This is a genomic window from Wolbachia endosymbiont of Drosophila mauritiana, from assembly GCF_004795975.1.
In the GTDB taxonomy this organism is placed as follows: domain Bacteria; phylum Pseudomonadota; class Alphaproteobacteria; order Rickettsiales; family Anaplasmataceae; genus Wolbachia.
The window spans coordinates 890,623-915,105 of record NZ_CP034335.1 but is presented as its reverse complement, the minus strand read 5'-3'; the positions used below and the strand labels follow the sequence as shown (position 1 = coordinate 915,105).

At 33.2% G+C, this 24,483-nt stretch carries 24 protein-coding genes; 10 read left to right on the top strand and 14 right to left on the bottom strand.

From position 1 onward, the window contains the following. Positions 1-110 precede the first annotated feature (110 nt). From EJB00_RS04450 to EJB00_RS04435, 5 genes are all read left to right on the top strand, one after another. Positions 111-1,994 carry a DUF3857 domain-containing protein gene (locus EJB00_RS04450; protein WP_015587788.1) on the top strand — a complete coding sequence of 628 codons (1,884 nt, stop codon included), beginning with the start codon at positions 111-113 and terminating at the stop codon, positions 1,992-1,994. Positions 1,995-2,041: 47 nt separating this feature from the next. Further along, positions 2,042-3,529 (top strand): UbiD family decarboxylase, encoded by a 1,488-nt coding sequence (locus EJB00_RS04445; RefSeq protein WP_135352814.1) that lies wholly within the window; start codon positions 2,042-2,044, stop codon positions 3,527-3,529. A 40-nt stretch (positions 3,530-3,569) separates the two neighbouring features. Next, on the top strand, positions 3,570-4,097 hold the full coding sequence (locus tag EJB00_RS04440) for a phospholipase D family nuclease (protein ID WP_015587786.1): 528 nt from the start codon (positions 3,570-3,572) through the stop codon (positions 4,095-4,097). 97 nt (positions 4,098-4,194) lie between these two features. Continuing rightward, positions 4,195-4,335: a hypothetical protein gene (locus EJB00_RS06450; RefSeq protein ID WP_225416327.1), complete on the top strand. Its 141-nt coding sequence runs from the start codon at positions 4,195-4,197 to the stop codon at positions 4,333-4,335. A gap of 27 nt (positions 4,336-4,362) precedes the next feature. Beyond that, entirely contained in the window at positions 4,363-4,713 is a 351-nt protein-coding gene (locus EJB00_RS04435; protein WP_225416249.1) for a hypothetical protein, read from the top strand. A 214-nt stretch (positions 4,714-4,927) separates the two neighbouring features. Here the strand turns inward: EJB00_RS04435 and lgt are convergent, their stop codons facing one another. The 3 genes from lgt to EJB00_RS04420 form a co-directional block, all read right to left on the bottom strand. Continuing rightward, a complete protein-coding gene (gene lgt / locus EJB00_RS04430) occupies positions 4,928-5,719 on the bottom strand; it encodes a prolipoprotein diacylglyceryl transferase (RefSeq protein ID WP_007301947.1) in 792 nt (263 codons plus the stop codon). 6 nt (positions 5,720-5,725) lie between these two features. Then, positions 5,726-6,175 (bottom strand): SsrA-binding protein SmpB, encoded by a 450-nt coding sequence (gene smpB / locus EJB00_RS04425; RefSeq protein ID WP_015587785.1) that lies wholly within the window; start codon positions 6,173-6,175, stop codon positions 5,726-5,728. 88 nt (positions 6,176-6,263) lie between these two features. After that, the gene (locus EJB00_RS04420) at positions 6,264-7,175 is read right to left on the bottom strand and encodes an ankyrin repeat domain-containing protein (RefSeq protein ID WP_015587784.1); all 912 of its coding nucleotides are present in this window, start codon (positions 7,173-7,175) and stop codon (positions 6,264-6,266) included. Between the two features lie 103 nt (positions 7,176-7,278). On the opposite strand from EJB00_RS04420, the gene EJB00_RS04415 reads away from it, so the two are divergent. Continuing rightward, a complete protein-coding gene (locus tag EJB00_RS04415; protein WP_015587783.1) occupies positions 7,279-7,800 on the top strand; it encodes a Na+/H+ antiporter subunit E in 522 nt (173 codons plus the stop codon). Here the strand turns inward: EJB00_RS04415 and EJB00_RS04410 are convergent. After that, complete coding sequence (locus EJB00_RS04410; RefSeq protein ID WP_007301944.1) at positions 7,793-8,209, bottom strand: hypothetical protein; 417 nt, start codon at positions 8,207-8,209, stop codon at positions 7,793-7,795. The genes EJB00_RS04415 and EJB00_RS04410 overlap by 8 nt on opposite strands. A 266-nt stretch (positions 8,210-8,475) precedes the next feature. Between EJB00_RS04410 and purN the strand changes: the two genes are divergently transcribed. After that, on the top strand, positions 8,476-9,045 hold the full coding sequence (gene purN / locus EJB00_RS04405) for a phosphoribosylglycinamide formyltransferase (protein ID WP_015587782.1): 570 nt from the start codon (positions 8,476-8,478) through the stop codon (positions 9,043-9,045). A 4-nt stretch (positions 9,046-9,049) separates the two neighbouring features. Here purN and EJB00_RS04400 read toward each other — a convergent pair whose 3' ends face one another. Genes EJB00_RS04400 through ribF form a run of 5 tightly spaced genes read right to left on the bottom strand, consistent with a single transcriptional unit; the run spans position 9,050 to position 14,010 of the window. Continuing rightward, positions 9,050-9,916: a hypothetical protein gene (locus tag EJB00_RS04400; protein WP_015587781.1), complete on the bottom strand. Its 867-nt coding sequence runs from the start codon at positions 9,914-9,916 to the stop codon at positions 9,050-9,052. 55 nt (positions 9,917-9,971) lie between these two features. After that, positions 9,972-11,282 carry a M16 family metallopeptidase gene (locus EJB00_RS04395; protein ID WP_015587780.1) on the bottom strand — a complete coding sequence of 437 codons (1,311 nt, stop codon included), beginning with the start codon at positions 11,280-11,282 and terminating at the stop codon, positions 9,972-9,974. After that, positions 11,269-12,600, bottom strand: coding sequence for a M16 family metallopeptidase (locus EJB00_RS04390; RefSeq protein ID WP_135352827.1), 1,332 nt, complete (start codon positions 12,598-12,600; stop codon positions 11,269-11,271). The genes EJB00_RS04395 and EJB00_RS04390 overlap by 14 nt, the downstream gene beginning before the upstream one ends. Before the next feature lie 4 nt (positions 12,601-12,604). After that, a complete protein-coding gene (lspA, locus tag EJB00_RS04385; protein WP_015587778.1) occupies positions 12,605-13,081 on the bottom strand; it encodes a signal peptidase II in 477 nt (158 codons plus the stop codon). After that, a complete protein-coding gene (ribF, locus tag EJB00_RS04380; protein WP_015587777.1) occupies positions 13,078-14,010 on the bottom strand; it encodes a riboflavin biosynthesis protein RibF in 933 nt (310 codons plus the stop codon). Before ribF ends, lspA begins: the two co-directional genes overlap by 4 nt. Before the next feature lie 68 nt (positions 14,011-14,078). Here ribF and EJB00_RS04375 point away from each other — a divergent pair, with 68 nt between their 5' ends. Both EJB00_RS04375 and EJB00_RS04370 read left to right on the top strand, forming a co-directional pair. Next, entirely contained in the window at positions 14,079-14,450 is a 372-nt protein-coding gene (locus tag EJB00_RS04375; protein WP_135352813.1) for a glutaredoxin, read from the top strand. A gap of 98 nt (positions 14,451-14,548) precedes the next feature. Beyond that, complete coding sequence (locus tag EJB00_RS04370; RefSeq protein ID WP_015587775.1) at positions 14,549-15,421, top strand: hypothetical protein; 873 nt, start codon at positions 14,549-14,551, stop codon at positions 15,419-15,421. A 240-nt stretch (positions 15,422-15,661) separates the two neighbouring features. On the opposite strand, the gene lepA is transcribed toward EJB00_RS04370, so the two are convergent. The 3 genes from lepA to EJB00_RS04355 all read right to left on the bottom strand — a co-directional run bounded on the left by lepA (position 15,662) and on the right by EJB00_RS04355 (position 20,013). Beyond that, positions 15,662-17,458 carry a translation elongation factor 4 gene (gene lepA / locus EJB00_RS04365; RefSeq protein ID WP_015587774.1) on the bottom strand — a complete coding sequence of 599 codons (1,797 nt, stop codon included), beginning with the start codon at positions 17,456-17,458 and terminating at the stop codon, positions 15,662-15,664. Positions 17,459-17,525: 67 nt separating this feature from the next. Beyond that, a complete protein-coding gene (locus EJB00_RS04360; RefSeq protein ID WP_015587773.1) occupies positions 17,526-18,551 on the bottom strand; it encodes a hypothetical protein in 1,026 nt (341 codons plus the stop codon). 85 nt (positions 18,552-18,636) lie between these two features. Further along, positions 18,637-20,013: a malonyl-CoA decarboxylase gene (locus EJB00_RS04355; protein ID WP_135352812.1), complete on the bottom strand. Its 1,377-nt coding sequence runs from the start codon at positions 20,011-20,013 to the stop codon at positions 18,637-18,639. Between the two features lie 281 nt (positions 20,014-20,294). On the opposite strand from EJB00_RS04355, the gene EJB00_RS04350 reads away from it, so the two are divergent. After that, on the top strand, positions 20,295-20,987 hold the full coding sequence (locus tag EJB00_RS04350) for a TerC family protein (RefSeq protein ID WP_015587772.1): 693 nt from the start codon (positions 20,295-20,297) through the stop codon (positions 20,985-20,987). Between the two features lie 229 nt (positions 20,988-21,216). On the opposite strand, the gene guaA is transcribed toward EJB00_RS04350, so the two are convergent. Next, positions 21,217-22,779 carry a glutamine-hydrolyzing GMP synthase gene (gene guaA / locus EJB00_RS04345; protein WP_135352811.1) on the bottom strand — a complete coding sequence of 521 codons (1,563 nt, stop codon included), beginning with the start codon at positions 22,777-22,779 and terminating at the stop codon, positions 21,217-21,219. Positions 22,780-23,006: 227 nt separating this feature from the next. Next, complete coding sequence (locus EJB00_RS04340; RefSeq protein WP_015587770.1) at positions 23,007-24,482, bottom strand: type II secretion system protein GspD; 1,476 nt, start codon at positions 24,480-24,482, stop codon at positions 23,007-23,009. Between the last annotated feature and the right edge of the window lies 1 nt (position 24,483).

Genomic DNA, 24,483 nt, shown 5'->3' with positions numbered 1-24,483 from the left:
TCTACAATTCGCAGTGTTTGTACAATAACAGATGAGCATAGAAGTGTTTTAAACCAAAATTAATAATGATGGTGGATAAATGATTGTAGGTATTTTGTCTGGTTATTGTGATGAAATTTTTAAAAACTCTTTTTAACTTAACATTATTAGTATTTTTTGTAACTCCTGCATCTGAAGCAAGGTGGAGTAAGTATGAAGATGCTTCTGTTGAGATTAAGTTTTCTAATGTTAACATCAATGTTAATAGAGATGGTACCTACGAAACGGAAGTAGAACTTCAAGCAAAAATACTCAAGGAGTCTGGGCGTGATAGATTCTCTCTATACAGTCTTGTTTATAATGATGATAGTGCAGATTTTACTGTTTTAGAGGCTAAAACAGCTTACAACGGAGAGGAATATATAGTCACTGAAGACATGATGGAAGATAAACCGCTAGCTAGTCCTAGTAAAGGCTTCGATCAGTTAAGACAAGTAACCATATCATTTCCTAAAATAGAAATTGGTACAGAGGTATATTTAAGATATAAGCAAGTTAACAAAAAAGTTCCTGTTGATAATTTTTATGGTTTGAGCTTCTCTTATTATGGAGATTATTTACAAGCAGAAAATACTAAAATCAATTCTGAATTACCCCTGGAGATTAAAGTTAATGATCCAAGAGAAGTATTAGAAATCGCTGAGGAAAAAAATGATAATATACACTCTATAAGTATTGCTTTAAAGAAAGCAGTTTATGAAAATACAACAAATGAGCCACACAATGGGCTATTGAATATTAAACACAACACCTGGGTATCACTTTCAAGCTTATCTCAATGGGAAGATCTAGCTAAAAAATTAGCTCCTGGATATCATAGCGTCATTAATCAGCCACTTCCTGCAACTTTTACAGCTATAGCAGAGTCTGCTGCCAGTGAGAAGACTGATGAAGATAAGATCAATGCTGTTACTTCTTTATTGAATGAAAAAGTTCAATATATGGGAGATTGGCGCACAGTATCAGGACAATATTTTCCGAGAGATTTAGAGAAAATTGCTGATTCTCAAGTTGGGGATTGCAAAGATTTTTCTGCTAGCACGGCTGCTATTTTACAGGAACTTGATTACAAAGTTCAACCTGTTTTAGTTATGAGAGGAACTACTAACACTTCTAACTCTAAAGCATTACCTAATATGGGTAATTTTAATCATGTGATGCTCAGAGTAACAAATAAAGATGGAAAAATATATTGGATTGATCCAACTAATACCGTCAGTATGGCACAGGGTATTTTTCCAGACATTGCTGATAGGAACGCTCTAGTACTCAATTCTGAGGAAGCAGATTACATAAAAATTCCTGCTGTACAAGCTGAAAATTCAAAAGTGATATCTAATAGTGAATTAACTATAGAAGATAATGTTGTAAATGAATATGGCCGGCTTACCGTACAAGGGGAAGCAGCCCTAGGTTTAACAGGGGTTGGATTGTATTATTCAAATGAGCAATTAAGGGATTCTGTTTTTCATATGATTAGTGGGGTATATCTTGATGAAGAAGAAAAGAAGTTCTTAGAATTGCCTGACCTTACTTTACGTAATGTAGAAGATCTTACAATCAAATATGAGTTTCAGCAAAAAAATAAGATTTTTAAGACAAATCTAGGACCTGCTTTGAATTTAGGAGATAATTGGCTTAATGATGTTGTCAATACAGCTTCTGACCAAGTGTCAGACCTTTTTATTGGTGTTCCTAAAACTAAGGAAAGCCATATGATAATAAAAGATATCAAAATTAAAAACTGTGAAAATTTGAATTTTGAAATAGATACTCCTTGGTTATATGTAAATAGGTTCTGTAAATATAAAAATGATGGAACCGAATTTAGCAATTTAATAACCATAAAGAAAAGTTTTATTACCAATGAAGAATTAAAGACTGCTGAATATAAAAACTTAAAAAGCGAATTGGAGAATAATTTTTCTAGAGCCTCTATAATAATAAGTGAATGAGTTGTGCTGGGAAAAGCACTTCTTAAAAGGCTTAAAATTTTTAAAATATGTACAATAACTTACGCGACTTCATCAAGGCTTTAGAAGAGAGAAAAGATCTAATTAGAGTTAAAAAGGAAGTTTCAACTGTTCTTGAAATGACGGAAATTCATCGCAGAGTTTTGTCAAACAAAGGGCCAGCAATAATCTTTGAGAATGTCACTACTGAAAATGGTAAAAATTCAATTCCAGTTTTGGTGAATGTATTTGGTACCATCAATAGGATAGCTTTAGGGTTGAACATCAACCCTGGTGAATTGAGGGATCTAGGTAAACTTCTAGCATTTTTGCGATCACCTGAGCCGCCAAAAACCTTCAAAGATGCTGTGAAAATGTTTCCTCTACTAAAAGTTGTATTATCGATGCGGAGCAAAGTTGTGAGCAAAGCCCCATGTCAAGAGGTGTTGCTAACTGGGGATAAGGTGGATCTTAGTTTGCTACCTATTCAGACATGCTGGCCAAATGAACTTGCACCGCTTATCACTTGGCCACTTGTGGTAACAAAAGGACCAACAGCAGACAAGCAAGATAATTTTAATCTTGGAATATATCGTATGCAGGTCGTGGATAAAAAAACGACTTTAATGCGCTGGCTTGCACATCGTGGTGGTGCAGGTCACCATAAACGGTGGAAGGAGAGGGGGCAAAATATGAAGTTTCCTGCGGCTGCTGTGATTGGTAGCGATCCTGCAACGATTATTGCTGCGGTAACTCCGGTGCCGGAGACGTTGTCAGAATACCAATTTGCTGGGCTGCTGCGCAAAAAGCCTCTTGAGCTTGTAAATTGTAAGACTATTCCTCTTCAAGTGCCAGCTCATGCAGAAATTGTTTTAGAAGGATATGTAAGTTTGGATAAGTATAGAGATGAAGGGCCATACGGAGACCATACCGGTTACTATAATGCTGTTGAACAGTTTCCTGAGTTTAACATCACTGCAATTACAATGCGCAAAGATCCAATTTATCTCAGCACTTACACTGGTAAGCCGCCAGATGAACCATCAATTCTTGGTGAAGCACTCAATGAAATTTTTGTGCCAATTCTTATCAATCAATTTCCAGAGATAGTGGACTTTTACCTGCCTCCAGAAGGTTGCTCATATAGAATAGCGGTAGTATCGATAAAAAAGGCTTATCCAGGGCATGCAAAAAGAATTATTATGGGCATACTCTCTTTTCTCAAACAGTTCTTATACACCAAATTTATTATAGTTGTTGATGATGATATAAATGTACGTGATTGGAAGGAAGTAATGTGGGCAGTTTCAACGAGAATGGACCCTGTACGTGATACAATCATGATAGAGAATGCTCCAATTGATTATTTAGACTTCGCTTCTCCTGAAAGTGGTCTCGGAGGTAAAATAGGGTTTGATGCAACAAACAAACTTCCACCTGAAACCAAACGAGAATGGGGAAGAAAAATTGAAATGAGCGAGGAAATAATAAAGAAAGTTACAGAGAAGTGGAAGGAATATGGGTTGACAGGTGATTGAGCTATGATGTAGACTACCGCCGTGTATTTAGGTATGGTTTGTGAGGCTTTTATATCTTTTATTTTTGTCGGCATGTTTTTCTCTGTACTACTATGCGGGTCCTATATCCTCGTCTTGCCCAAAAGCAACAGTTTGCTTCTCACCTGAAGAAGACTGTGCTGTACCGATAATAAGCGAGATAGACCAATCTAAAGAATCTATCTTAGTTCAAGAATATACATTTACTCTTGGAACAGTTGCAAAATCTTTGATTAACGCCAAAGAGCGTGGTGTTGATGTTAAAGTCGTCTTAGATAAATCACAACTCCATTCAAAATATAGTGTCATAAGCGAATTGTTTTCAAATGGAATACCGATTTGGATCGATAATAAGCCAAAAATCGCTCATAATAGGGTAATAATTGTTGATAATCAAAAAGTCATCACAGGATCGTTTAACCTCAGTAAGACAGCTGAAAAGGGAAACGCTGAAAATTTATTAATTATTGAAAATTATCCTGAATTAGTCCAGCAGTATGTGAAAAATTGGGAAATACGAATGTCAAAATCCTATCAATATACTCCCTAGATACTTGATATCAAAAAAAGTCTTTTTATTGATAGATGTAATTTCTTGTGATATAATAGATTAAAAGGTTTTAAGGGGTAGGTAATGGATTACATAAATGATGCTGCTGATAGTTACGCTGCCATTCATGATTCTTTTTCAAAATAATGGTGTTGGAGATTACAAAGTTCAATGCAATTATGGTGTTGTACCGTATGCTACTGACGAATATGTACATTTTGGAGCAATAATTTTATAGACTCACAATTTTGGAAGGGAAATAAAAATGTATCCTCAAAGTGAGCTTTTAGCTAAAGAGTATGCTGGTAATACACTACCGGTTTCAATATCACTAGACAAGGATCTAATAAAAATAAAAGAATGTCAGAAAAAAACTAAATTTATAGAACTAGAAGGGGAATCAGGTGATATAGTATATGATAAGCAAAAGCATATAAAGTGCTACACGACAAAGTTATCATATGACGATGTTTCTGTTCATAGTAAAAACGAAGTTTCAATACTGAATATTAGATATGATGTGCCAAACGATCCAAGATACAGTTTAAACATAGCCTTCACAAAGGTTAATGATAATAAACCAGGGTTTTGGCAAAAGTTTAAAAATATGTTTTAATAGAGTAGCTTCTAAATCAAGGGGATTTTGTTGAAAAATGAATATCTACTTAATAATGAATTTGGTCAGTAGCTACTAAGTTTGTTTCATAGCTATGCAACAAAAGGTTTGTGCCCTCACGTTTATTCTCTGCAACACGAAAAGTTCGTACAGTTGTACATGCTATGTAGTAGATAAACTTCTACTATATTTTTTTATTCAACTTACCTCTTGTCTATTGAATAGATTTTGTATTAAACCTAAAATTCAACGCACCTAAATATATAAGCATTCCCAACAAAATCATAGGTATAGAAAGCAACTGTCCCATAGTTAAATTGAACCATAAATAGCCAATTTGATAGTCTGGCTCGCGGAAAAATTCAACCATAAAACGTGCTACTCCATACAACATAACTGCAACTCCAGTTGTTGCACCATAATACAATCTCATTTTGTTCAAGTAAAATAGTGAATTTACAACTACGAAAAGTAGCGCTCCTTCAAAAAATGCCTCATAAAGTTGGCTTGGATGGCGCAATAAATTATCACCACTTTCTGGAAATACCATACCCCACGGCATAGTTGTAACCCTGCCAAATAACTCTCCATTTATAAAATTACCTATGCGGCCTAGAAGTAAACCTATCGGAACTCCACAAGAAATTAGATCCAGTGTGTAAAATATAGGAATGTTATGTCTTCTACAGGAGATTATTACTGCAAGCAAAACTCCTATAGCACCGCCATGAAATGACATACCTCCTTCCCAGGTCTTTAGTATTTCGATAGGATTGCTTATATAGAGAACTGGATCATATATCAATACGTAGCCAAGCCTACCTCCAAGGATAATGCCTATAATAACGGCTGTTAATAACGAATCGTAAAAATTCTTAGTAAATATTTTTTGATTGTCTAGCTTATGTAAATACCAATATGCAAAAACTATACCCAAAACATATGCTAAAGAGTACCAATATATAGAAACAGGACCGATGCTAAAAATAACTGGACTTAAAGACATATTTTACTACAAATTATTCTTAGACAATCTACTTTTCTCACGGTCCCACTCTCTCTGCTTTATGGTTGCTCTCTTATCGTAGAGTTTTTTTCCTTTCACAATGGCAATTTTAGTTTTTGCCAACCCTTTATCATTAAAATAGATAGAAAGTGGCACAACAGTTATTCCAGAGGTTTTGATTTGACCAATTAGCTTATTTATCTCTTTTTTATGCAAAAGCAATTTTCGTTCTCTTTTTGGCTTGTGATTCTTTTGGTTCGCAGCTTTATACTCTGCAATATGCATATTGTTTAGCCATATTTCACCTTTTTTTTCAGTAACGTAAGCATCAGAAATGTTTGCTTTTCTTTCCCTTAGTGATTTTACTTCACTACTTAAGAGGATCATACCTGCTTCAAATTCTTCTAAGATAAAGTATTCAAACCTTGCTTTTCTATTTTCTGCAATAACTTCCATATCTAAAGATATCTTTAAGCTTCAATATATTACAGAACTTTTGGTTTAATTCATAACAAAACAATTATCTCAGTAAATGCAAGTTTGGTTAAAAAAGCTCCAATCTTCCTGCAAGTGTAATTTGTTCCACTCTTCCTACTGCCATTTCAGCTCTAGGACTAGCATTGCCTGACAAAGAACTTATTACATCTTTGCAGCCCCATTCAATAGCAAAGTGTAAAGGAGCATATCTATTATTGTTCTGTTTACTAACATATGCCCCACTTTCAATTAAAATATCTCTTATACTTTCATGATCGCTAGCAAAATGCAAAGGAGCGCGTCCACAACTATCCCACACATTAACACATGCTCCATGTTCAATCAGAGTTCTTACTATGTTTTCATTATCACTTTCAGCAGCAAAATGCAAGGGAGTGCTTCTATAATTATCCCACGCATCGACATATGCTCCGTGTTCAATTAGAGCTATTACTATCTTCTCATAGCCACTCTTAGTAGCAAAATGTAGAGGAGTGTGTCCATCATTGTTCTGCGCGTTAACATCTGCTCCACATGCAATTAGAGCTCTTACTACACTTTCATTCCCACCTTCAGCAGCAAGATGTAAAGGTGTACATACATCATTGTCCCACGCATTAACATTTGCTCCACTTTCAATTAAAATATCTAATATGCCTTTGTGGTTCCATTCAGCAGCAAAATGTAAAGGAGTGCATCCATCGCTGTCCCATGCATCAACATATGCTCCATATTCAATTAGAGCTATTACTATGTTCTCATAGCCACTCTTAGCAGCAAAATGCAACAATGTAGTTTCTACAGGATCTAGATCACTATGTGTAGTGAATATATGATTGATATTAAATCCACTATCTTCCCACCTCCGTAAATCAATACTTTCTAATTTTATTTTTATTCTTTCAACTATGTTGTTCTTGCTTAAACCTGAAGTATCATTTATTTCTTCAAGCATTTTTAGAAAATCATCAAGCGTCATAATCTCCACTACTTATTAAAATAACTTGGTTATTATGTTCTTTGACACAAAAATCAAGAACTTTTTATTTTCCTAAAAAATCATTTAAGTTATACTCCAAATCATGAAAGTCAGGCAAAATATTAAGTTTTTTTCTCTATCATTTGTGATTTTGTTTTCTCTATGGATTACATTGTCTGGTTATTTTGAGCCTTTTTTTATTCTCTGTGGAGTATTTTCTTCTGTGTTCACATTGATTATCTTTAAAAGGTTAATTGATGCTGAAAGTGCCCTTAGTCAAATTCTAAATGATAGTGGTAGGTTATCACTTTATCAGCTTATAAGTTATATGCCTTGGCTAATTTACCAAATTATTTTTTCAAGTATTTATGTAACAAAAAAGGTGCTACGATTCAAATCTACAGTTGAGCCAATTGTTATTGTAAGAGAATGCATAGGACATAATGATAAGACCATTGCATTATTTGCTAACTCGGTTACGATTACTCCTGGAACTTTAACTATCAATGTTGAAAAGAAGCAGAAAACATATTTATCTACCATATGTTTGATAGATAAAGATCTTGAAAGTGGCATTTCTGAAATAGAAGGTAAAGTCTTAAAAATGCTACACCTAGTTAAGTAATTGCTTTAAATAAGTTAACAGCGTCTCTGTATTCTCTTCTTAGGCTTTCAAGCATTTCTTTTGGAAGGCTATCAATAACAGTAGAACATAAATAATTGTACAAATCTTCTAGCCTTGATATGTTATTTTTCTTCTTGCTGTTGAATTTGTACGGAAAAATGCCCTCCATAATTTCAATATCAACAACCTTATTTAAAAATGCATTTTCACTGGTTATGCTTATTCTTGTAAGTATAGTATTAATTTCAGGTTCATTACTCGTATAAATATCTGATAATTCCGCCATTTTAATGACGTATAAAGTTACTACTTTTGATAAACAATTATCAGAATATTCACAATTTTTTATTACCTCCCACTGAGTAACCTGAGACTTGCTTGTTTTTGCATTGCTTGGTAATTTATTCATTGAATTTTCTCCATTTAATTCAGTGTAGTAAATTATACTAATACTTTGTTAAATAAATAATAACGCAGCCATAAAAATATGCATTTATTTACCATAAATTGCACAATATTCCCAAAGTAAAACATTAAAATTACTCTAAAATGAATGATTTCTTTAATTCCATGTTATTCAGCAGTGTAAAATATTGCTACACAATAGTATTTATTCTAAAATAAACTTTCCTTTTGAGCTATTTTATTAATGTCCATTCTTACGGCTGCACTAAAATGAAAAAGATAAGACTCGGAATACTAATTTCAGGTAGAGGATCAAACATGCAGGCTTTAATAGAAGCATGTCAAGATCAGAATTTCCCTGCTGAAACTGTGTGTGTTATCACAAATAATAGTGAAGCTGGAGGCCTTAAAATAGCAAAGCAAGCAGGAGTTTCAGCGTTTGTTGTTGAAGATAAGCCACTTGATACTGATAAAATTCATGAAATACTTGTTCAACATAAGGTTGATTTAATTTGCCTTGCAGGATTTATGAGAATTATAAAGGCCGATTTCCTGAATAAATGGCATAATAAAGTTATAAATATTCATCCCTCTTTACTTCCATCCTTTAAAGGTCTAAATGCCCAAGAGCAAGCTCTGAAAGCAGGTGTAAAAATCACAGGCTGTACTGTGCATTATGTTATTCCTGAAGTTGATGCTGGAGCCGTAATCGCTCAATCTACTGTGCCAGTTCTACCAAATGATGATGTTCAAAGCCTCTCAGAGCGCATTCTAGCTGAAGAACACAAGTGTTATGTGAAAGCAGTAAAGTTAATAGCAGAAAATAACCCTAAGCAATAGCAAATTAGAGAGATCGTGTGGTATTACTTTTTCCTTTTATTACATCTTGATCCAGGGAAAGATTTGTTGGAACTTTAGAGTTGTAGCTTTTTTGCTCGATGTGCTTTTCTTTTTTCATTTCAATAACCTTATCAGATGTATCACCATCGATTGGTTTTTGATTGCCTTCTTTTAGCATGTCTTTTAAATTCTGAACCTTTTCTCGCCTTTCTTTATTCTCCTGATTAGTGTGCAGTTTTGCTAATATTACTATATCAGGTAGTACTTTTGATGCAATTCTGTAAAGGCGTGATAAATTTATTTCTTTTTTCATTTCCGTATACAACTCTTCCTGCTCCTCTTTTGAAAGCTGTGAAAGATGAATTTTAAAGTTTTTAACTTGATGATAAATAGAGTTAATTATGTTACCAATCATTACTATACAGCCCAATGTAACAAGAGGTGCAGTAACAAAAAGAACTATAGGATTACTAAATAAAGCAATAGAAACTGTAGCACCTGTTAAAAATAATGTATCGCACAGAATGTCTAAGCAAATACCTTGAATTCTATATTTATCCCTTCTTTTTTCTTCTAATGTTCTCTTGTAATTACATTTTTTATATAAGCTTTTTTCTCTAAAACAGTCAAAAAAAGAGTACATGCTTGAAATTAAGGATACTGAGCTAAAAAAAACACCTGTGCCAATATTACCGAGCGTTATGCCTATCATACCTATCTGTTGACTTGTAATGTATATCAACTTGAGGATTATCAACACACCTGTATTGATAACAGAAAATATCGTTATTAAAGGATTTAACAAAGCAGTTGGAGTTTTTTTGCTTTCTTTTGTAGTATCGTTTTTCACCTGAACATAAAAATCAATCACATACCTAGATTATAAAGGAATATGGTTAAAATTTTAAATGTACTGTAGTGATTATTTATTTTCTTCCAACCTTAACAAAAAATAAATTTTCAGGATTCAGTAAAGAACTTGCCAATTTGTTTACTTCCTCTAATTTAATATTATTAATGATATTCGTATAATTATTTATATTGTTAACATCACGATCGTCTATCTGCATACTATCCAGCAACATTGCTGTATTCGCATTATTGGATAGGAAAGAGAAGGTAAGGTTATTTACTAAACTGGTTTTTGCATCCTTGAATAATTGTTCGTCAATTCCTTCCTTTTTTATTCTGCTAAATGTATCTTTTACTGCTGATATAGCTTTGCTAGCAGTAGAACTATCAGTACTTATAAATCCAGATATAACATTCCCATGTTTATTTGTAATATTACTTGCACTAACACCATAAGTAATACCTAGATTTTGTCTCAACTCTTTCATCAGTATTGAGTTTAGACTCATACCACCAAGTGCATTAATCAAAACACTAGCATTATAGTAATTAGGGTCTTCATATGCTATGCCTTTTTGAGCAAAAAGTATTACACTCTGTGGTATATCCATAAAAACGCTCTTACTTTCTGCAGGCCCAAATTCATTTTTTACAGATATCTTTCTAACTTTCGATCTTTTTGATGGTAACTTAGATAAATATTTATCGAGCAGCGTACTAACTTGTTCTTTTGTTGCACAACCAACAATACTAATAACGATATTATCCTTAGTAAAACTACGCTTTATGTATGTTAAAACATCGTCTCTAGTAATGCTCATTATAGTGTCTAGAGTTCCATATGGATCTCTTGAGTAAGGATGTTTTTTGAACAACAACGTATCCAACTCTTTTGCAGCAATAAAATAAGGATCTTTTTCAAAATTATTAAAGTTTACTTTGGCTTTTTCAAAAACTCTATTCAATCCTTCAGGATCAACTTTAGGACGCATTATAGCATCACTCAGTAGTGAAATTGCATCCTCTAAATTCTCAGATAAAGTATTTAATGAAACCCTAAATGCTTCTAAACCAGCAGTAAAATTTAAACTAATTCCTTTATCCTCAAGCTTTTTTACAAAATCTTTGGCATCATTTTTTCCTGCTCCTTCTTGAATTACAAGAGAAGTAAACCAAGCAAGCCCCTGCTTTTCTGCACTTTCATACACGTAACCTGCATCTTTGAATGATATATTGAGTGAAACTTTTGGTAAATCACGGTTTTCAACAAACAGAAACTCAAGCCCTTTATTAGTAGTAACCTCCTCTATATTTAGGTGGCTGCTCGCCTGCAAATTAAAGCCCAGACAGAAAAAAAGTAGAAATAAAAGTTTACTTACTCTCATCATTATTACCTCCTTTTGGTAGCAAACGGCCGACTAATTTATTAGTAGAAAAAATAGTACGAATTTTGTGATTTACATCTTTCAGATTGACATCATTAATTTTGCTATATGAAATGTCTATTTCATCAAGTGGGATACCTAGTGCTAGACGTGGTATATAAAATATTGCTACACTAGTTAAATCAGATAGATTATCAAACTGTGCTGCTTTGTATTTAGACTTTGTGCTTTGCAACTCTTCACTTGTTATTCCTTCAGAGTTAAAGTGATTAATAGAATGTTCTAACTCTCTTGCAACAGCATCCAAATTTACCCCGCTTTTTGGAGTTACCCGAATCTCAATGTAACCATTACTAAAAGCTAAGCTATTATAATAAGCAAACACTTCTACTGCTACATTCTTATCTAGAACTAAATCTTTATATAGCTTACTAGACTTGCCATTTCCCAAAACATCAACTGCTAAATCAACAGGAAAAGTTTCACTTATTTGCTCAAATAAAGGAACACGATAGCGAAAGTATAAAACTGGCTCTTTTACTTCAGTGCTTTCTAAAATGACCGATATGTCCGCATTATGTACTGGATCTTGGTTTGGATAATGCTTAACTAAAGGCTCAGCTTTAATTGCACCATATTTTTCCTTTGCTAATTCCGCTACTTCTTCAAATTCTACATCACCAACAACGAGCAGTATAGCATTACCTGGATGATAATAGTTATCATGAAACCTTGTTATGTCATCTTGATTGTAAGTTTTAATATCGCTCTCCCAACCAATAACAGACCTACCATAACCATTACGATAAAATGCACTGTTCATTTCCTCCCATAGTAAAGCTTCAGGATTATTATCAAATCTCATCTTTCTTTCTTCTAATACGATATTTTTTTCTCTATCTATTTTGTCTTGAGTAACATCAAAATTGCCCATTCTATCTGCTTCAATTTCCATTGCTAGTGGTAAATCTTTTTTGAGAACTAATTCGTAGTAGCAGGTGTATTCTTTAGTGGTAAAAGCATTAAATTGGGCCCCAATGCTGCCCAAAGTGGATTCTATGTCTTTAAATTTTCCTGTAGTTTCAAACATTAAGTGTTCAAAGTAGTGAGCCAATCCTGCTTTGCCAATTGGGTCATCCATTCCCCCAACTTTATATATTATTGCATGAAAAACAGTTGGAATTCGGTGATTAGGTACTACATAAACATCCAATCCGTTACTGAGCTTAGCATGCTTTATGATTTCAGCTTCCAAAGAAATCGGACAAATGAAAAAAAACACAGATAGTATAAAAAAACTAAAGAATTTGCGAAGCATTATTTCATTCCTCATTTTGCTTAGAGATAGACCTATCATATATATACCACTTATATAACAATGTACACATTCCACTAACTATAGATAGATCAGCTAAATTAAAGGCTGGCCAATACCAATCATTGATATGAAAATATATGAAATCATATACAGCTCCCCAATAGATTCTATCAATTACATTTCCGATCGCTCCACCAATCATCAGAGAAAAACTAAGGTAAATTGACTTATCATTAGATTTATATATCAAGTATGCAAGTATACCAATTATTAATATTGAACATGCCGAAAAAAAGAAGCTGCCATGCGGTAGAGTACTACACATTCCAAAGCTAATTCCTGAATTCCAAACTTCAACTAATTTCATAAAACTAGTAATCTCGATTGACTCCCCCTCATCAATCAATGAGTTTATATACAATTTACTTGTTTGATCGAATGATACTATAATCAATATAATAACTGAACATATCCTTTTCATAAATTTATCTTTAACTGGTAAGCCTTCATTATATCACGATCTATCTGTTTTGTTAACTCGTTAATACTATGGAATTTTTTTTCTGCCCTAATAAATTTTAAAAGTTGTATATCAACCTTAAAATTGTATAAATTTTCGTTGAAGTCAAATATATGCATTTCTACTATAGGTTTCTTTAAGTCCTTAAATGTAGGTCTCATACCAATGTTGACTACTCCATATAGCCAACTTGAACTATTTTCAGAAAATGCAACTTTGGCGTAATATGTACCAAGCTTAGGTTTTATCATGTAATCTTCTATCGGAATGTTTATGGTTGGAAACCCTATTTCTCTACCTCTACATGCACCTTTTGTTACAATACCAGAAACTTGATAAGACCTACCAAGCAATTTATTAGCAATTTCTATTTCGCCTTTTTGTAAACACTCCCTGATTGAGGAAGAAGAGCAAATTTTTCTATCGATTATCAATGGCTCTAATTTAGTTAAAGAATATTCATACATCTGAGAATATTTTTCTAGAGTTAATATGTTACCCAATCGTTTGTGACCAAAAGTACAACTTTCTCCAACAGTTATATGTTTAGCACCATACTTCTTTACCAAAATCTTACCAATAAAGTCATCGCAGCTAACCTCAGAAAAACCTCTACTAAAATTAATAATATACAAGTAATCTATACCATAGCTGCTGATTAGTTCCTTTTTTTGTTCTTGGTCTATTAACCTAAAATTGTTTCTACTAAATAAAACAGTTGATGGGTGAGGCTCAAAAGTTAAAACTGCAGAGGGTAATCCTCTTTCTTGTGCTACCTTCTTTAGATTGGAAATTGCAAACTTATGTCCTAAATGAACGCCATCGAAATTTCCGAAAGTTAGTGCCACATTATCTTTTATCCCTTGCTCACAGTTGTAAATAATTTTCATACAATTTGATATTTTATATATATTTTTTATATATAATAGTTGTATTTTATAAACTATGGAGATAAATCGTGAAAAACACTAAAGGAAAAGTTGTAATATATGTGAAGAAGTACTGCCCATTCTGCAAGAAAGCAAAAGAGTTATTGGATGAAAAAGGTGTGAAATACGAAGAAATTGATGTACTTAGAAACTCGGATTTGTTTGACGGTATAAAATCAAAATATAACGTCAGTACAGTTCCACAAATTTTTATTACTGATGAAAATGGTGATTATGTACATCATATTGCTGGATGTGACAAATTGATGGATCTTGAAAAAGAAGGAAAGTTGGATAGTATGTTAAATAACAATGAAGATAGCATTAATGCAACAGCTTACACAAGCGGCAGTGATGAACACGAGGGATGTAATATAATACATAATGAAGATTTTATGTGATTTTTTTTTTGTCTTACTGTTGCTGGCATACCCACTTTAAACAATTTTTTATGAATTAAAAATACAATTCATCTAGTGAGTTTTCTTAGTGGGAAAAAATGATAAAAAATATTATAATTGTTAGTAAAAACTTAATTAGTATTGAATTAATTAACAAACAAGATTTAGAGAGTTTCATCAAGATTTTCACAGTGCTTGATAAGCATATAGCAGCTAAAACTCTTTTTACAGAAGAAGTGACAATAGAGTATAAACAACACAATTGCATAGAAGTTGTTGAATTGATAAAAGATACAGGTTTTACATATCATGATGTTGAGAATGTGTTAAATCACCTAAGTAATCATGGAATGAAAGTACCAAGTAGCGTTATAGCAAGCACCCTTTCTTCTTCATACAATCACGCACTTGAGTCTAAGGATGTAGCATTTGCCTGTTCTAAAGGGTTGCCACAATTTTACATCAGGGTAAATAACAATACCTTTATAATGACTCCTATAAGTGAAGAGAATCTGGAATTGAATTCGCAAAATAGCAAAATGCTTATAGAGTCATTAAAGAGCGAAAAAAGCACTTATGATTACATAGTGGAAGAAAATATCATCAAAGTTATAGTGCATTCTGAAATACATCAGGCTATAAACTCGATTATAAAATCACTGATAAAGTCTTGCCTTTTAGCAAGAGATGAAGAAGAAAAATTCAAAGAGAAATTGAGACAACTTGCTTTTAAAGATCAAGCTTTCGTTGAGTATTCTAGCATCAAAACCATTCATAGATATCCGAATAACCATCCTCTGAGAAAGCATGAAAGTGTTATTAAAGATATAGAAAATATTTTATGTGATTTCATAATAAATGAGAACAGCGGGTTTGCTATAGAGCGGTTAAATAGACTGGGCTCAGAAGTCTCTCCAAATACTCCAAGAATCATCACTAAAACTATAGATAAGCTTGTTAAGTTTCACTAAAATGTTGTTGGAATGATTTTAGCCAATGTCTACATATATCTGATTTTTACTGATTGAGTGGAGCAATTGAGCTGCTCTCTGTCATCTCAGCGTTTAACACTGGGATGATTTCGTTGTATGGTATCTTGTATAGTGTTTTACAAATTCACATAGCTATTTCACAATTTATCCATATCAATGTCAGTAAATTTATTGAGAAAATATTACTTAGTTCTTTAAATTTATGTTTTGGGATATATATTAATCATTTATTTTCAAAGCCTCAATAAAAGCATTTTGTGGGATGTTTATGTTTCCCACAGAATGCAATCTTTTCTTACCTTTCTTCTGCTTTTCAAGAAGCTTCATCCTTCGTGTGACGTCTCCACCATAGAGCTTGGCTGTTACATCTTTTCTATACGGGTTAATCGTTTCTCTAGCAATAATTTTTCCGCCTACTGCCGCTTGAATCGCGATTTTATATTGTTGGCGTGGTATCAAGTCTTTCAAACGTGCACATATTTCACGGCCTCTTTTTTCTGCCCTGCTTTTATGAACAATGCAGGCTAATGCATCCACAGGTTCTCCATTAACTAAAAAACTTAATTTATCTATCTGACTTTCCTGATAATTGGATATTTCCCAATCTAAACTTGCATATCCCTTGGAAATTGATTTTAGTCTGTCGTAAAAATCAAAAACAACCTCAGACAGCGGTAATTTATACTTCAGTAGTGCTGTTGTCGTATTACCAACATAAGATAAATCCTGCTGTTCTCCTCTCCTCTCTTCACACAGAGATAGAATCTCTCCTAAATATTGATCAGGTACCATTATAGTTGCAGTGATCCACGGTTCTTCCACTATTTCAATTTTTGTAGGGTCTGGCATATCGCTTGGGTTATGGATATTTAAAACTTTACCATTTTGTGTTGCAACTTTATATATAACACTCGGTGCAGTTGCTGTTAGATCTAAATCAAATTCTCTTTCGAGTCTTTCTTGAATGACTTCAAGATGTAGCATTCCTAAGAAACCGCAACGAAATCCATAACCTAGCGCATTTGACGTTTCAGCATCAAATGTAAAACTAGCATCATTTAAATGTAATTTTTCTAGTGCTTCCCTTAAATATTTAAAATCATCTGTGTTATTGGGAAAAATACTGCAAAATACTACAGGATGTACTTCTTTAAAGCCAGGTAATGCCTTGCTGCACGGCCTTTTCTCTTCAGTAATAGTGTCTCCTACTTTGCAGTCTGCTACTTCTTTCATTGAAGCAGTTATAAAACCAATTTCACCTGCTGAAAGTTCACCAGTCATAACTTTTTTAGGAGTGAAAATACCGATATTATCGACCTGATATGTAGCATTATTAGACATCATAACGATTCTCATGCCTTTTTTTAGTACTCCATTTTTAACTCGCACTAAAATTACTACTCCTAGGTAAGGATCATACCAACTATCAACTAAAATTGCTTGCAGTGGAGCATTTGTATCACCTTGAGGAGCGGGAAGTTTTGTCACTATAGCTTCAAGTACATCCTTTATCCCAAGACCAGTTTTTGCCGATATCAAAATTGACTCAGTTGCATCAATTCCGATTACCTCTTCAATCTGAAACTTTATCCTTTCTGGATCTGCAGCAGGAAGGTCAACTTTATTGAGTACAACTATTATCTCATGATTATTGTCAATTGCCTTGTACACATTTGCCAGAGTCTGAGCTTCAACTCCCTGACTGCTATCTACTACCAAAAGTGAACCTTCACATGCGGCCAAGCTTCTGCTAACTTCATATGAAAAGTCAACATGACCTGGTGTATCCATTAGATTGAGGCAATATTGATTACCATCATTTGCAGTATAATTGAGCCTTACCGTTTGCGCTTTGATTGTGATTCCACGTTCACGCTCTATATCCATTGAGTCAAGTACCTGATTGGTCATTTCCCTTGTCTCAAGACCGTTACATTCTTCTATCAAACGATCAGCAAGAGTTGACTTCCCATGATCTATATGTGCTATTATTGCAAAATTTCTTATATTTTTCATAGATCTACTTATTTAAGTAGATCTATTTTACATTTTAAGTATTACAAGAGCAATTATTTATATCTCTTTATTGCTGAAAACATTTATCTGAAGTCCTTGCCAATGGGCGGCAATGCTCATTAGCTGATGCTTGCTTCACTGTGCTACTTGGATCTTCTTGCTGTCTACACGTTTTTACTGCACCAGCAAGTCTTAGGTAACCAAGGACAGGAACTTTAATTTTTACATCTTTATTTTTTTCTAAATCTTTATCATCTGGTTTATTACTTACTATTTTAATACTGCCATCGCTAGCACTTAATGTGATGCTACATTCCCTTTCACCTACATACCAGTTAAACTTTATTCCATATTGAGCTGCAGTACCTAAATTATAATATCTAACCCCCTCATGTATGTAGCCACTGATAGGTTCTTTTTGATCTCCACTTGAAAGAAGAAAACCGGCAATATTGTTTTCTTTACAAAATTCACTATTTAAAAATTCGCTTACCCTAATATCTGTGTTTTTATTGTCGTCTTTTAGCTTGATTGTTGCATAAAGAGAATTTTGATCCTTACGCTTTTCAATTGACACCGCATCAATGGTGCCATTTTTTATGTACTTGCCAAACTCTGCTTTAGCTTTCTTTTCTAATTCTTTTTGCTTTGCTGCATTTTGTTGTTGTTGCATCTTTTCCAGCACTTCTTTCATTTTTTCCTGAAGTGATTTGATATCACAAATTAACGCAGATTCATCAAGGCCAGGGATCACGAATGCTCTGCCCACTCCTGTCTTCAACCCTTTAATTATGTTTACTATCTTTAAGATAGACTCTAAGTTTTGATAATGTACAATAATTTTTTGATCATTTAGGCTACTCTTATTGTTATCCCAATCGCTAGCAATGTTATCAAATATTGAATTAAGTCCTCTATAAATGGTTATCAATTCATCTGATTCCTCTTTGCCTATTTCATTACCTTTAATACTGCTAATACAATCATTGAATGAATTTATTTCTTCAGGATCTATAAAGAGACTGTACAGTTCATTACTCGATACTCTATTTTGTATTTTTTGTTTTATTGCTTTTAATATCTTACTATTCATATATTTTACCTCATAAAGCTATTCAATGTTATATACATAAAGATTAGGAAATGTTCAAACTTTCTACATTTTTGCACACTTCCTATTATTCTTTTAACATAGACGATACTTTTTTTGAATGAGAAATCGCTTTATTAATCATATAATTCTCATGATTGTTATCTATTTTAGGCAATTCGTACAAATAATTCACCATTATTCCGGTTGACTGACTAATGCCTTTTTCAGAAGTATCAGCCATCCAGTTGATTTGATTGATTGATGCACCATTGCTTAAATGAAAGTGTGCTACTGGATCATAAGCACCTCCACCACTGCTTTTAACCTTTAGCAAATAGTGTGCACAAAGTTTCAGTAGGCACTGTTTTTCGCATTCAACGTTAGTTTTTATGCTTTCTAAAATTTCTGCACCTGATTGTTTTATATTAAGCTTACCTAATAAAGCTACGTCTTGATTTTTTAGCCATTTTGTAAATCCAGGAACTGGAGAAAGAGTTGCATACACTTTTACGCTTTTAAATTCTTGCGATAGTTTTTCTACGACTCTCTTTATTAAAAAGTTACCGAGGCTAATTCCAGATAAACCAGTTTGAGTGTTTGATATTGAATAGAATATAGCAGTACTTGCACTGCTTGGGTCACTTGAAGGAACTGACTCGTCCAAAACGTGTTGAATACTATCTGCAATCTCATTCATCAGTGCAACCTCTACAAAAATTAAAGGTTCATTTGGTATTTTGTAATGAAAGAAAGCGAAACAGAGATGATCAGAATCTAGTCTGTTTTTTAAGTCACCCCAAGAGGAAATTTTATGTACAGCTTCATATTTTATAAGTTTTTCCAACAATGATGCAGGTGAATCCCAGGTGATTTGATGAAGATCAAGTAGATCAACATCAACCAAAGTACAAAGTATACTTTTTAATTCGTTTTCTAGTGGACTTAGACTTTTATATTGATTCTTCAGCTTGAGTACATCAGAACGCATATCAACAATAAACTTAAGGCCCTCCGGTAAGGAGATAAACTGCTTCAATATTTTAGAGCGTGGTGATTCAAGGACTTTTATTAAGTCTTGTTCAAACTTATAACTCGACTCAGAATCTTGATTTTTCTTATATACTTTTATTTCTTCATCTATTTTCGTTTTATCCGGATTGAACTTTTCTGCCAGGGTTTGTAAAAATTTTATTTGACCTGCCTCTGATAAACTCAAGTACAAATTACCAAGAGATACGGTGTTCTTACGTGCTGAGACTTCACCCCCCTTTGGGTTTAAGCATTCGTTCATCTTCAAGACTAAACTATCGACATCGCGACTACTACTTAAATCAGGGCCAATATTGCCAACCCATGACCTTACAGCATCTGCTACTTCACCTAATATTTTAAAAAAGCCCTTTGTTGCTTTCTTATCTTCAACTTTTACTATATCAGTTTTTGCTAATGGCTCTTTTATCATATTTCCTTTTATCGTGTATCTATCTTAATTTAAAGAAAAATCTTAGTCTACAAAGAAGGCATATATTTTCATGGTACAACTATTTTACAATCTATTTAAAATTTTCGTAAAGAGAGTTAGATTTTTAATTTCATTATTTCTCTTACAAAAGTACTTTTATTATAAAAATGCCCTTTTTCCTCTTTCTTTTCCGGGTAAGGCTGATTTTTTAATTACCTAGTCGAAGTTACTTAATTTTTACACATCTATTGTAAAGTACAAAATCTGACTTTGGAATGAAAATGCTAGCTGATGCTTGGACTTTATTGATACTTACGCTACTTGAAACTATACTTGGTATAGACAATTTAATCTTTATTTCTCTAGCAATAGATAAGGTGCCAAATCTGCTGAGAGAAAGAGCCCGCCTTATAGGTTTTGGCTTGGCGCTATTGATGCGTTTTGTAATACTATTTTTTACATCACATATATTATCAATGCAAAAGCCTATATTTCACTCTGTATCACTAGATATTTCAGTAAAAGATTTGCTTATGATTGCAGGAGGGTTATTCCTTATTGTTAAAAGTTCTATAGAGTTATGGAGCGAAATTTTTGTACATAAGGAGAACAAAACAAAGGCAAACGTTAAATCACAATTTTTTTTAGCTCTGCTACAAATTATATTAATAGATTTAGTTTTTTCTGTTGATTCAATATTAACTGCTATAGCATTAACTCATAATATGATAATCGTTGCTATAGAATTTACATTTTCCATATTAGCAATGCTATTTTCATCAAGTTATACCGCTCAGTTAATAAAATCCAGCCCAAGCTTAAAAGTAATTGCCATTCTATTTATTTTACTCATCGGTATATATCTAATACTTGAAGGACTTCACATAGAGCTACCAAAAGCATGTTTGTATTCTTCATTCATGTTTGCATTGCTTGTGGAAGCTATAAGCAAAATAAAGACAATGCGGCCTTGAAATTATTTTGCACAAGGCAAAAGTCTAATTTTTATTCCGGTGTGTGACGAATATCTGTACGAACATTTCGATGTCATTCGAGTAGCTGACACTGGGATCCATTATTCTTTTTTTCTGGATTCCAGCGTCACGCTCTGGAATGACATTAAATAGTTTTTCTTAAAATTTGAGTTATGCAAGCAGCCTCTTTGGTGTGATTCGAGTAGCTGAAACTGGAATGAAATTATTGCTACTCCCACTCAATAGTTGCTGGTGGCTTGGAAGTTAAATCATACACAACTCGATTTACTCCGGAAACTTTGTTAACAATTATACTACTGACGTCTTGCAAAAACCTCCAAAATACTAACGAATGTTGATCTTTATTTTCAAATGGAAATGCATCAGCTGTCATGCCATCAGATGAAGTCACAGCCCTTAAAGCGCAAACATATCCGTATGTACGATTATCTCCCATAACTCCCACAGTTTTTACTGGTAACAGTACAGCAAAAGCCTGCCATATTTTATCATACAAATCATAATTTTTCATTGTGTTGATATATATTTCATCTACTTCTTGCAATATTCGTACCTTTTCTTCAGCAACCTCACCTATGATCCTCACTGCAAGTCCAGGTCCAGGAAATGGATGTTGAAATATTATCTCATCTGAAAGCCCAATTTCTTTGCCAAGCAGCCTTACTTCATCTTTAAAGAGATAGCGTAAAGGTTCTACTAGTGTCAGATTCATTTTTTCTGGCAACCCACCAACATTGTGATGAGATTTAATTGTACTAGTGTTTCCTGAAGCGTGCCCTGATTCAACTACATCAGAGTAAATGGTGCCTTGCATTAAAAAATCCACATCACCTATTTTTTTTGCCTCTTCTTCAAACACTTCGATAAAAGTATTGCCGATAATTTTTCGCTTTTCTTCCGGATCAGTTATTCCCTTTAACCTACTTAAAAACAAGTTTGATTTATCAACGTAATTTATTGGAATTTCTTTTAACATAGCAGTGGTCTGGCTCTTACGCAATAACCCAGTATCGATAAAAATACAGTTTAATTGTTTTCCTATAGCTTTGTGTGTAAGAACTGCTGCAACACTTGAATCAACCCCCCCACTTACTGCAGCAATTACTTTTTTCTCCCCTACTAAGTTTTGAATTTTTTCCTTCTGTTTTTCAATGAATGACTTCATTGTCCAATCTCTCTCACAATTTGCAATATCTAAGAAATTAGAGAGAAGTTTACTACCATTTGTCGTAGGTTTAACTTCAGGGTGGAACTGAGTACAGTAAATCTTCCGCTGTTCGTTGGCAATTATTGCGATTGTTTGATTTATTACACCTGAGGCAATAACAGTAAATCCTTGCGGTATAGTTTCGACACTGTCTGCATGGTTCATTAGCACATCGACTTCGGAATTAACGTCCCAAGTATCCTTTATAATTGGGGATTCTTTTAGTATCTTGATTTTAGTTTTGCCAAATTCCTGATTGAATTCTTTTCTTACCTTTGCCCCAAAATAATGACAAATGAGTTGCTGTCCATAACATATTCCAAGTATAGGAGTGTTTATTGTTTCGTTAAGTTTTATAATTTTATGTGCTACTTCACTTACTTCAGAGCAATTGTCATTTACAGATTGCGGTCCTCCAGAAAAAATAAATCCATTGAATTTTGATACTGTTTCGAAATCGATATTGCTTGGAAATATTTCACAGTAAACGCCCATTTCCCTGATTTGTCTTGCAATAAGCTGTGTAAACTGTGAACCAAAATCAATAACGGCAATTGCTGACAATGTGCTCCTCCATATTATTTAAAGCAATATTTGATAATAAAGAAAACAATAAAGTAAGTAAACTAAGACCTGTTTAAAAACTTTAATATATGACTAAAGTAACTTAAATTTACCGCAACAGATTTATGATTAAGCTGTCTTAATTATCATTCTGATACTCTCTTCTTATCATAATAGCAACCCCAACATCTTTCCTTAAGTTGATGCCATTGCCTGAACGGATACGTTTAATATATATATAAATTCCTATCTTTTATATCTAATAAACCAAGTGTTGGTACGATTGTTGCTTTCAGGAAGATGACGGTTTCTACTGTCTTAGCCAGTTTTTTTGACTTTTGATGCAATAAGTTTTGGTTATCTTTTCTATGCTCTATAAGCCCACCAATTACCATAACTTCGCCACTCTTAATTTTTAACGTAGAGTGCATTTCTCTGGTTTCAATAATTGGAATGTCACTATTTAATTTCATTTTATTTTGTTGTGCGACATATTCTATATTTGGGTCTTTAGTGTAATCGTTAATTCTTGATAAGGTTGGGTGTATATCCATGAATATTTCATTAGTATCAATGTTAATGCTTGGGTGGATTATTAACACCACACCTATTGGAGTGCTATTCATCTTGGTAATTAATGCATGATTAGAATTTTTGGTATTTTTCTGTATATCGGAAGTAAAATAGATATGGTTTTTAGTAAATGAAATCATTGCTTGCTGATTATTTATAGCATGTACTCTAGGGCTTGAAATTACGGCTGAAGTGCCAAATTTGCCTAAATTTTTTACTAAATCTCCTAAATCACTCACACTAGAGTTAATTGCTAGGTCAATAATAGAGTTACCTTGATTTGTTATAGATTTGGTTTCATTATGCAAATCATTTAAGTTGATACCAGAAAGGTATTTATCGTCTAATAAAACTTCAACTATTTTGGCCTCGATCATTACTTGAGAAGACGCCAATTTCTTAACTTTATTAATATATTCTTCAACAGCTTTGTGAATATCTTTTCTAGCATTTAGAATAATGACACCAGCTTCTCTGTTGGATGAAAGAAACTCACCATCATCTACTCCGTTAACATCCATTATTGCATTTAAGCCTTTTTCTAATGAATTCCATAAATCACTACTATATTGAGATTTCATATAGTTTCTATCACCATCACTGTCGGTAATATTGTTACCAATGATAAAACTCCTTTGCGCAGAGTGTTGAATATTGATGAAGTCTACGTAATAATTTTGTGCATATGGCAAATCTTGTTCAATTCTAATTACACCATTATTCATTGAGTAACGCAATTTGGCGCTGTTGGCTATATTCTGAATTACTTCGTTTATGTTCTTATCTTTTAGCTTTAAAGTAATATTACCTGATATTTTGGGATCTATGTCTAAGTTAATGTCAGAAAGTTTTCCTATTTCAATCAGTAAATCCTTTACTGGTACTTTTTCATCAACATTAATCGAAAGAAACTGATTACTGGTTGTAAGATCGGGAAACTCTACCGGTAAAGGTATCATTTCTGGTATTGCTGGTTCGTTATTCTTCAAAGGAGTATTATATTGTTGCAACGAATAATCGTGCTTATAATTGTCTATATTAACAGAATGTTGCTTGTTAGGTAGATGTGTGCAAGAAATAATGAAAAGGAGTATTAAACATTTTAAAATAGCCATGAGGGCAGCATACAAA